Raw genomic sequence first — 13576 nt, 5'->3', positions numbered from 1 at the left:
AAGGCAAATTGCTTTTCACTGAAACGATTCATGAGCGATATTGAATCGCCTTCTCAAAAAGGCGGCTCAATTCACTGATTTGAATCATCAAATCAGAATTTTTCCGGGATTCATGATATTATCCGGATCAATCGCTTTCTTGATCATCCGCATGTAATCGATCGCTTCACCAAGCTCCATCGCGAGGTACTTCATCTTGCCCTGCCCGATGCCGTGTTCGCCCGAACACGTGCCTTCCATGGCGATTGCGCGCTTGACCAGACGATCCATGAAATCTTCGGCGCGCTCCATCTCCGCTGCATCATCCGTATCAAGCAGCAAAAGAAGATGGAAATTGCCGTCACCAACATGGCCAACGATAGGCGCGATAAGACCACTTTCAGCCAGATCTTTTTCCGTTTCCGCAATGCAATCCGCAAGCCGTGAAATCGGCACACACACATCCGTCGAAACACCCTTGGCGCCGGGACGCAGAAGGAAGGATGCAAGATAGGCATCGTGCCGCGCACGCCAGAGCCGGTCGCGCTCTTCCGCCTCATTGGTCCAGCGAAATTCGCCGCCACCATTTTCTGCGGCAATCTCACCAAAGATTTCGGCCTGTTCAGCGACGCCGGTTTCCGTGCCGTGAAACTCAACGAACAGATAAGGCTGCGCCTCATAAGGGAGTTTGGAATGCAAAATCAGCGCTTCCATCTGAAGCTTGTTGACGAGTTCAATACGTGCAACAGGAATGCCCATCTGGATGGTTTCAATCACCGCGCGGCAGGCCTTCTCAATATCCGGAAACGGGCAGATGCCGCCCGATACCGCCTGCGGTATCCCCTGAAGTTTCAGGGTTAGCTCGGTGATGATACCGAGTGTCCCTTCAGAGCCAATCAGAAGCCGTGTCAAATCATAGCCTGCGGCGGTTTTCTTCACGCGCTTGGATGTTTCAATCAGGCGCCCATCCGGCATAACGGCTTTAAGCGCCAGCACATTCTCGCGCATCGTACCGTAACGCACTGCATTGGTGCCGGAAGCACGCGTCGAGGCCATACCGCCAAGCGTTGCATTCGCACCCGGATCAATCGGGAAAAAAAGTCCAGTATCTCGCAGATATTCGTTGAGTTCGCGCCGCGTAATGCCCGGCTCAATCACGCAATCAAGGTCTTCTGCATGAACTGCAAGCACACGATTCATTTGGGTCAAATCAATAGACACACCGCCCGCAGGCGCATTCACCTGACCTTCAAGCGAAGAGCCAGCACCAAACGCAATCACTGGCACCCTATGTTCGGCGCAGATACGGACAACATCCTGCACATCCTGCGTATTCTGCGCAAAAATAACGATGTCAGGCGCTTGTGTCGGCACATAGGTCGTCGTGTGGCCATGCTGCTCGCGGATTGCCTGCCCGGTCTGCGCGCGCTCACCAAATCGCTGTTTCAGGATTGCAACTGCGGCAGCAATGCCCTCCTCATTACGCTGAAGGGCAACCACATTCTGAAGCGACATTGTTCATTCTCCGTATTTCAAATTATGCAGCGCTCAAAGCCAGCGCGATGGGATCCTGCCCCAGATGCTCGGCAATCGCCCGCACAACAAGATTGTGATCTTCACGCTGCGGCAGACCGGAAACAATCGCTGCTCCCATCACCCCTGCACCGGTCACATGGATCGGAAAACCACCGCCCGCCAGCGCATAATCGGCAACATCAAGTGCCTTGTGAGCAGCAAACATCTTGTCGTCGCGGTTCTGTTCCAGAACAAGGCGATAGCTCGACGCGTGAAACCTGCGCACGACATTGAACTTGCGGCGCAGCCACTCACTGTTGTCCACAGTTGTTCCAGCCGTTGCAGCAAAGAACAGGCGACGATCCCAGAGCGAAATATCAATGGCAACTGAAAGCTTCTGCTTAATGGCCAGATCACGGATGCGCTGGCCCAGCGAAAACGCGTCATTCTCGTTGAAAGATGTGAAAATCAGCGCCTGTTCCTGCCGGATGATCTGCTTGATATCGTCGCTCTGCGCCATGATCCTTTTTCTCCCGAAAACTCTCGTAGCGTTCTTTTGCGCCCTCAATCACGTGATTGCAACAGATGAACCCTGCCTTCAAACTTGATTGATCGCGCGCGAAGCGCTAGTGGAGCCTTATGGCTGAGAACCCCAACATCGACATACCTGCTCAAGACGACCGGATACCGGAGTTTATTGAAACTGCCGTCTTTAAACGTGATGTGTTTTCCGAAACCCGCGCGGGCTATTTTATCGGCGATCCTGAAACGCGCATCATCCGCCGCGTGGTCAGCGCAGCACCTTGGTGGTCAAAGCCGCTGGCCTGGATTTTGGCGCGACGCGAAATCCGTGGCCTGAAAACAGTACGCGGCATCGAAGGCGTTCCACAGCTTCTTTATACTGATCGCGACGGGCTTTATCGTTCCTGGACCGAAGGCACCCCGCTGCATCTTGCGCGGCCCTCCGATCCCAAATGGTATCGCACAGCGCATCGAATCCTACGCGACATGCGCCGCATGGGGGTCACCCATAACGATCTCGCCAAGCCGCAAAACTGGTTGATGACACCGGAAGGCGAAGCTGCGGTCATCGATTTCCAGCTTGCAAGTGTGCATCGTCGTCGCGGCGCCTTCTACCGACTGCTCGCCTATGAAGATTTCCGCCATCTGATCAAGCAGAAGCGCGCCTTTGCTGCCGATCTGATGACGCCGACCGAAAAGCGCATTCTGGCGCGCCGTTCGCTGCCATCACGCATCTGGCTCGCAACCGGCAAGAAGGTCTATAATTTCGTCACCCGTGGCATCTTCAATTGGTCAGACGGTGAAGGCACGGGCGACCGCATCGACAATGAAGGCCCAGCCATCATGTCAGCCCTCAAGTCTGATCCACGCGTGAAAGATGTGGCGCTGGCGCTTTATTCGCTGCCCGCCAAGGGCGTTGGCCTTTATGCTTTCGTTGAAACGCTCAATGCGGACGAAAAAAGTCTGCGTGCGCGGCTCAAGGGCACCAAGCTTGAACTCATCCAGCCGGTTGCACATTTGCCGCGACGGGCCGATGGAACGATCCGCGACGATATTCTGCGGCTGATCGCCATGAACCAGATGACTGAGCTCGACGACCTTCTAAGCCGCGAGCCGGAAATGCGCGATCTTGTCGAGGCACTTGCTTCGCATCGGCTCAATTTCACGGATCGCCGCGTAACTCAACTCGAATAGTTTCACGCTTTCGCTGGTTTTTCATCGGCGAATCACTACATTCGGTAGCAATGTCCGATTTCCCTGATGATATGCCGTTCTTCGGCGATGAAACACCAACTGACCGCGCCCCCGCGACAGGCAGCATTGCCGCACGCGCCATGGCAGCGCGCAACCAGCAACGTGGCGAACCTGATTATTTAAAGGGTCTCAACCCTGAACAGCGTCAGGCCGTCTTGACCACAGAGGGCCCGGTTCTGGTTCTCGCGGGTGCAGGCACTGGCAAAACCCGCGTTCTCACCACCCGCATTGCGCATATTCTGACAACCGGCCTCGCCTATCCGAGCCAGATTCTCGCCGTGACCTTCACCAACAAGGCTGCACGCGAGATGAAAGAGCGTATCGGCCATCTGGTTGGCGGCGCTGTGGAAGGTATGCCGTGGCTTGGCACGTTCCACTCCATCGGCGTAAAACTGCTGCGCCGCCACGCTGAACTGGTCAATCTCACATCTGATTTCACCATTCTTGATACGGATGATGTGATTCGCCTGATCAAACAGCTCATTCAGGCTGAAGGTCTGGATGACAAGCGCTGGCCTGCCCGCACCTTCGCCAATATGATCGATGGCTGGAAAAACAAGGGCTTTGGTCCTGCCGATATTCCGGAAGGCGATGCGCGTTCGTTTGGCAACGGAAAAGGCCGTGAACTTTATCAAGCCTATCAGGAACGGCTACGCACGCTGAACGCCTGTGACTTTGGTGATCTGCTGCTGCATCCGATCCGCATCTTCCGCAATCACCCGGATATCCTGCGCGAATACCACGCGAAATTCCGTTATATTCTGGTCGACGAGTATCAGGATACCAACACCGCGCAATATATGTGGCTGCGGCTTCTCGCCCAGCGACCGCAATCGCGAAACACAGCACCTGTGCCGTTTGCGGCAGACGGCACACAAGCGCCATCAGGCGCGAGCGAAAACAAAGTGAATCTGTGTTGCGTGGGCGATGACGATCAGTCGATCTATGGCTGGCGCGGTGCGGAAGTGGACAACATCCTCCGCTTTGACAAGGATTTCCCGGGTGCGGTCGTTATCAAGCTTGAACGTAACTATCGCTCGACGGCCCATATTCTGGGCGCCGCAGCACATCTGATTGCACACAATGAAGGCCGCCTCGGCAAGACGCTTTTCACGGAAGCGCCCAATCCAGACGATCCTCGGGTAAAAGTGCACGCGGCATGGGATTCCGAAGAAGAAGCCCGCGCCGTTGGCGAGGCCATCGAACAGGCGCAGCGTCAGGGCCATCTGCTCAACAATATGGCAATCCTCGTGCGTGCATCTTTCCAGATGCGCGAGTTCGAAGATCGCTTCGTCACGCTTGGCCTCAATTACCGGGTTATCGGCGGTCCGCGCTTCTATGAGCGCCTCGAAATCCGTGACGCCATGGCCTATATGCGCGTGGTTGCGCAGCCTGCCGACGATCTGGCACTTGAGCGCATCATCAACACACCAAAGCGTGGCCTTGGTGAAGCGGCAATCCGCCAGATTCACGATTATGCCCGTGCGCGCGACATCTCGATGTTTGCCGCTGCTTGTGATCTGGTTGAAACCGAAGAGTTAAAGCCAAAGCCACGTTCGGCGCTGCGCGAAGTGGTCGATAATTTCCGCCGCTGGCAGTCGCTTCTCGACAATACACCCCATACAGAACTTGCCGAAACCATTCTCGACGAGTCCGGCTACACCGCCATGTGGCAGAACGATAAGTCAGCAGAAGCGCCGGGGCGCCTCGAAAACCTCAAGGAACTGATCCGTTCCATGGAAGACTACGAGAGCCTGCGCGGTTTTCTTGAACACGTTGCGCTCGTCATGGATGCCGAGAAAAATGAGGACATGGATGCCGTCAACATCATGACGCTGCATTCGGCCAAGGGGTTGGAATTTGAAACCGTCTTCCTGCCCGGCTGGGAAGAAGGGCTGTTTCCACATCAGCGCGCACTGGACGAAGGGGGGCGCTCAGGTCTCGAAGAAGAGCGCCGCCTCGCTTATGTTGGCGTCACGCGTGCCAAGAAAAACCTGCATATCTGGTTTGTTTCCAACCGCCGTATTCATGGCATGTGGCAATCGACCATCCCGTCACGCTTTCTGGAAGAGCTTCCTGAAGCACATGTCGAAGTGGCTGAAATGGAAGGCAATTACGGCGGTTATGGCAATAGCGGTTACGGGCAATCGCGCTTCGACAAGGCCGATCCGTTCCAGAACTCCTATTCGACACCCGGCTGGCAGCGCGCGCAGCAGAACCGCTCGGAAGCGACACGCAACAACTGGGGCTCGCGCTCCGGTGCCAATGTTGAACGCATTGGCTATGGCGAAACGGATTCAGGTTTCGGTGCGGGGCGTGGTTCTGTCAAAGGCCGTATGATTGACGGTGAACTGGTTGCAAAGTCGGTGGCTGACAAGCCGTCAGCCTTCTTCGTCGGCGACCGCGTGTTTCATATCAAATTTGGCAACGGAACAGTCGCGACAATCGATGGCAATAAGCTGACCATCGACTTTGACAAAGCCGGACAAAAGCGCGTTCTCGACAGCTTTGTTCAGCGCGCTTAAGTTTGAATAGACAGGAAGCCGGAGATTACTCCGGCTTTCCTTTTTCCCAGGTCACATTCCCCTTGAACAGCGGAACGGTTGAGAGTGCAGTCTTGGCCGAACCATCCTGAACCTGTGTCGCATGCGCGAGATAGAGCAGTGTGTTGTTTTTCTGGTCATAAATGCGGGTGATGACCAGCTTTTTCCAGATCAGGCTGGTGCGCTCCGAAAAGACGCGCTCTCCGCCTTTGCCAAGCTTGATGTCACCAATCGTAATCGGGCCAGACTGCTCGCAGGAAATCGAGGCATTGGATGGGTTTTCAAACCAGTTGCCCTTCTGCAAACGGTCGATAACGCCGCGTGAAAATGACGCCAGATAACAGGTTACGCCCTTTACTTTCGGGTCCTGAACCGCATCAATCACAACATCATTGCCCAGCCAGTCAACGCCGACCTGACCAACCTCCTCCGCCGATACGGCAGCAGAAGCGCCAAGCAGCAGCATTGGAGCAACAAACAACCCGGCAAGCTTATTCAATTTAGACATGAGAAATCTCCAGCAACTTCAACCTGGAAAGTGGAGAAGCGAACGAGTCATTGCAAGAGAGCAATGCCTAAACGCTCCATTTTTCAAGAAAAGCTTCGATGTCAAGCGTCTGAATATCAGGGACTGCCTCATAAAGCTTTTCCACCGGCCAGTCCCACCAGCAAAGCGCGAGCAATCTTTCAATAATCTTATCATCAAAACGCTTGCGAATGACGCGGGCTGGAACACCACCCACAACGTGATATGGTGCCACATCTTTTGTCACCACGGCATTCGCGCCAATCACCGCGCCATGGCCGATGCGCACGCCCGGCGTAATGACGGCACCATGGCCAATCCATACATCATTGCCAATGGTGACGCGCTTTGCCTGCCGTCTGGCGCGGAATTCACCATCGACACCCAGATAGCGGAAATATTCATTGGGCCGATAGCTCACCTTATGCGTGGTCAATCGTTCCATAGGATGCTCAAGCGCATTAATCCGCACATTGGCAGCAATAGAGCAGAACTTGCCGATCTCGGCGTAAATGCCCTCACCGTTTCGCTCGAAATAGGTGAAGTCGCCAACCGTCACTTCACGCAAAATCACCCGCTCACCAATATCGGCATAACGACCGAGTTTTGACGATTTCAACTGGGCGGTCGAATGAATACGTGGTTCGCTATTCTGGAAGCGAAGGTCTTCACCCTGCGTCATTTCAAAACTTTCTGAAATCTTTGTACTCTGCTAGACTGACACGATCATTCCAACATAAGGTGCATCCGTTAAAGAAGCGCTGTCCTGTTGGAGATCGGCGTAGATCTACAAATAGCGCGCCTATGTGCGATAAATGCAAAACAAAATTCAAGGCTGACTGAATATGCAAAAATTCCTGCCCATCTTCATTGTTGCCTTCATCGTCGTGATCGTCGGCGCTGCTGGCTTCAACATGATCCGTGACAGAAATGCAGCAAACGAGCCATTTGGCGGCCCGTTCAACCTCGTCACCATGGACGGGAAGCCTTTTACCGAAAAAGACCTGCGCGCGACGCCGTCCGCCATTTTCTTTGGCTTCACCCATTGCCCGGATGTCTGCCCGACAACGCTTTACGAGCTGGATGGCTATTTGAAACAGCTTGGCCCGGAAGCCGCTGACATAAAAGCCTATTTCATTTCAGTCGACCCGGAGCGCGACACACAGGAAATCATGAAAACCTATGTGAGCAACGTGTCTGACCGTATTATCGGCATCACCGGTACACCTGAAAATGTTGCTGATGTGGTCAAGTCCTTCCACATCTATGCCAAGAAAGTTCCGACCGAAGACGGCGAATATACTGTCGATCACACGGCATCGGTGTTCCTTCTCGACAAGGGTGGACGCTTCCGCGGAACCATCGCTTATCAGGAAAACCCGGATACGGCTCTGGAAAAATTGAAGAATCTGGCCAAAGGCCGCACAAACGAGTAAACAGGGCTTCCAATTCGATTTGAGAGCTTATTATCCATGCCCCAGTCACGACTCTTCTTTTCGGCCGACAAGACGGAAGCCGAACGAATCTACAACATCCTCGAAGTCGCATTCGAGGATGACGGCTTTCCGGTCGCAATCACCGAGATTGATGAGGACCGCCAGATATTCGAAGTTTCCGTCTATACCGAAGATGAAGCGGATGAGCTTGCAGCCCGCATCGGTTCACTCGTAGGAAACGACAAGTTCGAAACAGAAGAACTCCCGGACATTGATTGGGTCACCCATTCACTCGAAGGCCTCAAGCCTGTTCGCGCAGGTCGTTTTTTCGTTCATGGCTCGCATGATCGCGACAAACTGCAATCCGCTGACATCCCGATTTTGATTGACGCGGGCTTGGCTTTTGGTACGGGCCACCACGGCACCACATCCGGTTGCCTTGAAATGATCGAAGAAGTGGTTGAGCGGGAGCATCCAACCAACGCGCTTGATCTGGGCACTGGCAGCGCTGTGCTGGCAATTGCGATCGCCAAGCTTGCACCGATCCCGGTTCTTGCCACCGATATTGATCCCATTGCCGTCACCGTCGCCGCTGAAAATACAGTTCTCAATAACGTAAGCGAACATGTCATCACCGCGACAGCCGAAGGTTTCGACCACCCGATCTTCCGCTCCTACACGCCGTTTGATCTGATCGTCGCCAATATTCTGGCCAATCCGCTGATTGAACTTGCACCGTCGTTGAAATCGCATCTGGCTCCAAGCGGCTCTATCATCCTGTCAGGCATTCTCGACAGCCAGCACGATATGGTGCTCGCCGCCTATCAGGCGCAGGGCCTCACACATATCAAAACGCTGCATCGTTCAGGCTGGGTCACAATTCATCTGAAATAACGCAGTTTCCTTATTTTTTACGAGTTACGCTCATGGCTTTTCAGACTTTTGATGTAACGACCGATCCGGCCAATGGCGCGCCACGCGTGGCTATGCTGCGTGAAAAACTTGCCGAACAGGGTCTCGACGGCTTTCTCGTTCCGCGTGCCGATGAGCATCAGGGCGAATATGTGCCGCCCCGTGCGCAGCGTATCGGCTGGCTCACAGGCTTTACCGGTTCGGCAGGGGCAGCCCTTATCCTGAAAGATGCCGCCTATATTTTCATCGATGGGCGTTATGAGTTGCAGGTTCGCAATCAGACAGATGGCAACGTGTTTTCTTATGAAAGCCTTGTCACCAATCCGCCTGCAAGCTGGCTTCTTGAGCACGGCAAAGGTCTGACGATTGGCTTTGATCCATGGTTGCACACGATTTCCGAAGCAACAGCTTTGCGTGAAGCACTCGAAAATCAAGGCGGCAAACTTGTGCCGGTTGCGCATAATCTGGTTGATCTCATCTGGAATAATCAGCCAGAAGCCCCTCTTGCGCCCGTTACCATCCAGCCGGCCCGCTTTGCCGGACATGAAGCGCAAGACAAGATCAAGGAGATGCAAAAAGCGGTAACATCGGCGGGAGCAAGCGCAACCGTTCTGACCGACCCTTCATCGGTTGCCTGGGTATTCAACATTCGCGGCAAGGATGTCTCCAACACACCTCTGCCATTGAGCTTTGCAATCATCCCGGCAGAGGGTGAGCCTGAACTCTTCATTGACGAGCGCAAGCTTGCCATTGAACCGCGCGCCTATCTCACACAGCTCGCCAAACTCTGTGAACCCGCCAAGTTGGAAGGCCACCTGAGCGCACGTGCTGCAAAGGGTGAAACCATTCTGCTTGATCCGGCACTGGCCGCTGAAAAGCTCCGCCTCGCGGTGGATGCTGCTGGCGGTCATGTCATTCATGGTAAAGACCCGGCCCGCCTGCCCCGCGCAATCAAGAACAAGGCCGAGCTTGACGGTTCTCGCGCAGCGCATGAACGTGACGGCGTGGCTATGGTCAACTTTCTGTCCTGGCTCGACGAACAAAACCCCGGCACGGTTGATGAAATCTCGGCGGCGCAAAAGCTGGAGCAAAGCCGCGACAAGGCTGGTCGCGATTTCCAGATGCCGCTCGAAGATATTTCATTTGATTCGATTTCCGGCGCAGGTCCCGACGGCGCGATCATCCATTACCGCGTTAACACGAACACCAATCGCAAGCTCAACGATGGCGAGTTGTATCTGATCGATTCCGGCGCACAATATCGCGATGGCACGACAGACATCACGCGCACAGTTGCAATCGGGACAGTGACGCCAGAAACGATCCGCTCTTTCACACTCGTTCTCAAAGGCATGATTGCGATCACCACCGCCCGTTTTCCAAAAGGGACGCGCGGACAGGACATTGATGTGCTGGCGCGTATCGCACTCTGGAAGCAGGGCTTCGACTACGCACACGGCACCGGTCATGGCGTCGGCAGTTATCTCTCCGTCCATGAAGGCCCGCAGAGCATTTCAAAAAAAGGCGCACACGAGCTTCTGCCCGGTATGATCCTTTCCAATGAACCGGGCTATTACAAGCCGGGTGCTTATGGCATCCGCATTGAAAACTTGATCATTGTAAAGGAAGCGGAAGTGCCCGCAGGCGGCGAACTGCCAATGATGAGCTTTGAGACGCTCACCTTCTGCCCCATCGACCGTCGCCTGATCGACAAATCACTGCTCACGCCGGAAGAGCTTGATTGGCTCAACGCCTACCATGTAAGCGTGCGTGAGAAGCTGATCGGCCATCTCGAAGGCGCTCAGGTCGAATGGCTGGAAAAAGCGACTGCGCCGCTTTAAGCCGGAAAGAAATGGCGCAGCGTGATCAACAGCGCTGCGCCCACAAAAAAACAGCGTCATCATACTGACGCGCAGCGAAAGCAGCAACATTTCAGCATCACCTATCAGAATGCGTGATGAATCGATGCATTATTCGGATGCTTGCGGAACAGTGCCTTCGATCTTCTTGATCCAGTCGATCAGTGGGCGTGCCTGCTCGGCAAATTTGACCAACCGATCGGCAAGGTCGGCGCGGGTAATGCTATCGGGATCGATTTCGAGGCGAACAGCAAAATGCCGGTTGCGAATGGCTTCAAGAAGATCGGCATCCGCTACAGTTTCAAAACCACGCGGCGTGCGCTTCAACCGATCATGATCGCTGATTTGCAGGCCATGCTTCTTAAGCTTTGCCACGACCGCACGATACGCATCCGGCTTTTCGACAATCGCTTTGCGGATGGCTTGCAAAAGCTCTTTCTTCGGCCCCCACCATGCAACACCTGCATAGCAATCGCGCACACCCGGCAAACCGATACAGACATAAAAGCAGCCGCTTTCATCCCACTTGGTACCGGAATTGGACAGAAGGGCCGACAGATGCCGGTTATACGGAGCCTTATCATGAGAGAAGCGCGTGTCCCGCTTGATGCGAAACTGCGACTTCACCCGATCACCCTTGAACGGCAATCCGGCCTTTTCAAAACGCGCCGTCAGTTCTTCAACCAGATCACCAAGCGGCCCTTTCAGATGCTCTTCAAACAGGTCCTTGTTTTCAACAAACCATTCGCGGTTTTGATGAAAATCGAGCGCCTTCAAGAACGGAATAGCCTTGTCGCCAAAGCCCTTGAACGGAGCCATCAGCCTTCTCCAACCAGTTGAAGCCACGCATCTTCATCAATGACTTCGATGCCAAGTTCCGATGCTTTTGCAAGCTTTGAGCCAGCCCCCGGCCCTGCCACAACAATATCCGTCTTCTTGGAAACAGACCCTGCCGTCTTGGCACCGTGACGCTCGGCCATGGCTTTTGCTTCATCACGTGACATGCGTTCAAGGCTACCCGTAAACACCACTGTCTTGCCCTCAACCGGCGATCCGGTTGCCACGCGGGCAACTTCATCAAGAGGCGTGACTTCATCAAGCAACGCTTTCAAGACCTGCACGTTATGCGGCTCGGCATAAAAATCGACCACCGCTTCCGCTACAATCGAACCAATACCTTCAACTGAAATGAGATCCTGCCAGGCTTCATTGCCTTTATCGGTTCGGTCCCCCTCTTTTGGCGGGACTGCGGTTTTGGCTGCCTCAGCAAACTTGTCATAGCTGAGATAAGCCTTGGCAAAGCGCTTGGCGTTCACTTCGCCGACATGCCGGATACCAAGACCAAACAGGAAGCGATGCAAGGCAATCTCACGTCGGCCATTGATTGCGTCATATAGCTTCTTCACGGAAACCGCACCAAAGCCCTCAATATTTTCGAGTTTCTTGAGCGCCTTAGACTGACGAGCCTGTAGCGTGAAAATATCAACAGGGGATTTGATTTTCAGACTGTCATCGTCCGCATGGAAGAAGAACTCGACCTGCTTCTCGCCAAGGCCCTCAATATCGAACGCATTGCGCGATACGAAATGGCGAATGCGCTCCACCACTTGCGCAGCACAGGTCAAACCGCCTGTGCAACGATAAACCGCCTCACCCTCCTCGCGCACGGCATGACTGCCACAGACAGGACACACATGCGGGAAATGGAACTCCTCAGCATCGGCGGGACGCTTTTCCAGCACCACATCGACAATCTGCGGAATAACATCGCCAGCACGCTGTACGATCACCGTATCGCCGATGCGAATGTCGTGACCATCCTCGCGAATACGTTCACCCTTGAGACCAATGCCCTTGATATAATCTTCATTATGCAGCGTGGCGTTGGTCACAACCACGCCACCAACAGTAATCGGCTCAAGGCGTGCAACGGGTGTCATTGCACCCGTCCGCCCGACCTGAACATCAATGTCGCGCAGAATGGTGGTTGCCTGTTCTGCCGGGAATTTGTGCGCTATCGCCCAGCGCGGGCTGCGCGAGCGAAAGCCAAGCCGCGTTTGCAGATCCAGCCGATCCACCTTGTAGACAACACCGTCGATGTCGTAATCAAGCTTGGCGCGTTCAAGGCCAATCGCCCGATAATGCGCGATCAGCTCATCGGCACTGTGCATTCGTTTCGTTAACGGATTGACCGGAAAACCCCACTCACGAAAAACCTCGACCATGCCGTGTTGCGTATCCGCCGGCATCTCCGACATTTCGCCCCAGGCATAGGCAAAGAACCTGAGCTTGCGGCTGGCCGTCACTTTCGCATCCAACTGTCTCAACGACCCAGCGGCTGTGTTGCGCGGATTGACGTATGTTTGCTTGCCCTCGGCAACCATCTGCTCATTGAGTGCAAGGAAGTCGCTCTTGGCCATATAAACCTCGCCGCGCACTTCAACGACCGCCGGCACACCTGCCGGAAGCTTATTGGGAATCTCGCTGATGGTGCGGATATTGGCGGTTACATTTTCGCCAGTCGTGCCATCGCCACGGGTCGCGGCACTGACAAGAACGCCATTTTCATAGCGGATCGACATGGAAAGCCCGTCAATCTTCGGCTCTGCGGTGAAGGCAATGGAATTATCCGGCAATTGGCCGAGAAAACGATAAACGCTGCCGACAAAATCGCGCACGTCTTCATCCGAAAACGCATTGCCAAGTGACAGCATCGGACGTGCATGAACGATTTGTGCGAATTTGGAAACAGGTGCTGACCCAACGCGCAAAGAAGGGCTATCAGGGCGTACCAGATGTGGAAAGCGCGCTTCAATAGCATCGTTAAGACGCTTCAGTGCATCATAATCCGCGTCCGAAATCTCCGGTCGGTCATTGGCATGATAAAGCTCATCATGATGAGCAATTTCACGCGCCAGCCGCTCCAGCTCTGCTGCTGCTTCAAGGTCGGTCAGTTTTTCGACGGAGATATCGGACATATGCGTGGCAAAACCTGCTGAATCAATTTTGCCCAACATAACCAAGAAATTG

Annotated in this window: 11 protein-coding genes; 5 read left to right on the top strand and 6 right to left on the bottom strand. The window is 54.3% G+C overall.

The annotated features are described in order from the left end of the window. Positions 1–87 precede the first annotated feature (87 nt). Entirely contained in the window at positions 88–1494 is a 1407-nt protein-coding gene (locus ABE527_RS05665) for an FAD-binding oxidoreductase (RefSeq protein ID WP_499696381.1), read from the bottom strand. A 22-nt stretch (positions 1495–1516) separates the two neighbouring features. Then, positions 1517–2014, bottom strand: a complete 498-nt coding sequence (locus tag ABE527_RS05660; protein WP_499696380.1) for a heme-degrading domain-containing protein — start codon at positions 2012–2014, stop codon at positions 1517–1519. 119 nt (positions 2015–2133) lie between these two features. Between ABE527_RS05660 and ABE527_RS05655 the strand changes: the two genes are divergently transcribed. Further along, positions 2134–3210, top strand: coding sequence for a serine/threonine protein kinase (locus ABE527_RS05655; RefSeq protein ID WP_499696379.1), 1077 nt, complete (start codon positions 2134–2136; stop codon positions 3208–3210). Between the two features lie 50 nt (positions 3211–3260). Further along, on the top strand, positions 3261–5795 hold the full coding sequence (locus ABE527_RS05650; protein WP_499696378.1) for an ATP-dependent helicase: 2535 nt from the start codon (positions 3261–3263) through the stop codon (positions 5793–5795). A 25-nt stretch (positions 5796–5820) separates the two neighbouring features. Here ABE527_RS05650 and ABE527_RS05645 read toward each other — a convergent pair whose 3' ends face one another. After that, positions 5821–6321 (bottom strand): CreA family protein, encoded by a 501-nt coding sequence (locus ABE527_RS05645; RefSeq protein WP_499696377.1) that lies wholly within the window; start codon positions 6319–6321, stop codon positions 5821–5823. Between the two features lie 67 nt (positions 6322–6388). Continuing rightward, positions 6389–7021, bottom strand: a complete 633-nt coding sequence (locus ABE527_RS05640) for a DapH/DapD/GlmU-related protein (RefSeq protein WP_396997543.1) — start codon at positions 7019–7021, stop codon at positions 6389–6391. A 163-nt stretch (positions 7022–7184) separates the two neighbouring features. Here ABE527_RS05640 and ABE527_RS05635 point away from each other — a divergent pair, with 163 nt between their 5' ends. Genes ABE527_RS05635 through ABE527_RS05625 form a run of 3 tightly spaced genes read left to right on the top strand, consistent with a single transcriptional unit; the run spans position 7185 to position 10528 of the window. Then, on the top strand, positions 7185–7775 hold the full coding sequence (locus tag ABE527_RS05635; RefSeq protein WP_265985407.1) for an SCO family protein: 591 nt from the start codon (positions 7185–7187) through the stop codon (positions 7773–7775). Between the two features lie 36 nt (positions 7776–7811). After that, positions 7812–8669 (top strand): 50S ribosomal protein L11 methyltransferase, encoded by an 858-nt coding sequence (locus ABE527_RS05630; protein WP_265985408.1) that lies wholly within the window; start codon positions 7812–7814, stop codon positions 8667–8669. A 32-nt stretch (positions 8670–8701) separates the two neighbouring features. Further along, positions 8702–10528: an aminopeptidase P family protein gene (locus ABE527_RS05625; RefSeq protein ID WP_499696376.1), complete on the top strand. Its 1827-nt coding sequence runs from the start codon at positions 8702–8704 to the stop codon at positions 10526–10528. A gap of 129 nt (positions 10529–10657) precedes the next feature. On the opposite strand, the gene ABE527_RS05620 is transcribed toward ABE527_RS05625, so the two are convergent. Together ABE527_RS05620 and ligA are read right to left on the bottom strand one after the other, a co-directional pair. Next, positions 10658–11365, bottom strand: coding sequence for a DUF2461 domain-containing protein (locus ABE527_RS05620; protein ID WP_265985410.1), 708 nt, complete (start codon positions 11363–11365; stop codon positions 10658–10660). Continuing rightward, positions 11365–13524 carry an NAD-dependent DNA ligase LigA gene (gene ligA / locus ABE527_RS05615; protein WP_499696375.1) on the bottom strand — a complete coding sequence of 720 codons (2160 nt, stop codon included), beginning with the start codon at positions 13522–13524 and terminating at the stop codon, positions 11365–11367. The genes ABE527_RS05620 and ligA overlap by 1 nt, the downstream gene beginning before the upstream one ends. Positions 13525–13576 lie beyond the last annotated feature (52 nt).

The organism is Brucella sp. TWI432, assembly GCF_039674445.1.
GTDB lineage: Bacteria > Pseudomonadota > Alphaproteobacteria > Rhizobiales > Rhizobiaceae > Brucella > Brucella chromiisoli.
This window is presented reverse-complemented; position numbering and strand designations above follow the sequence as displayed.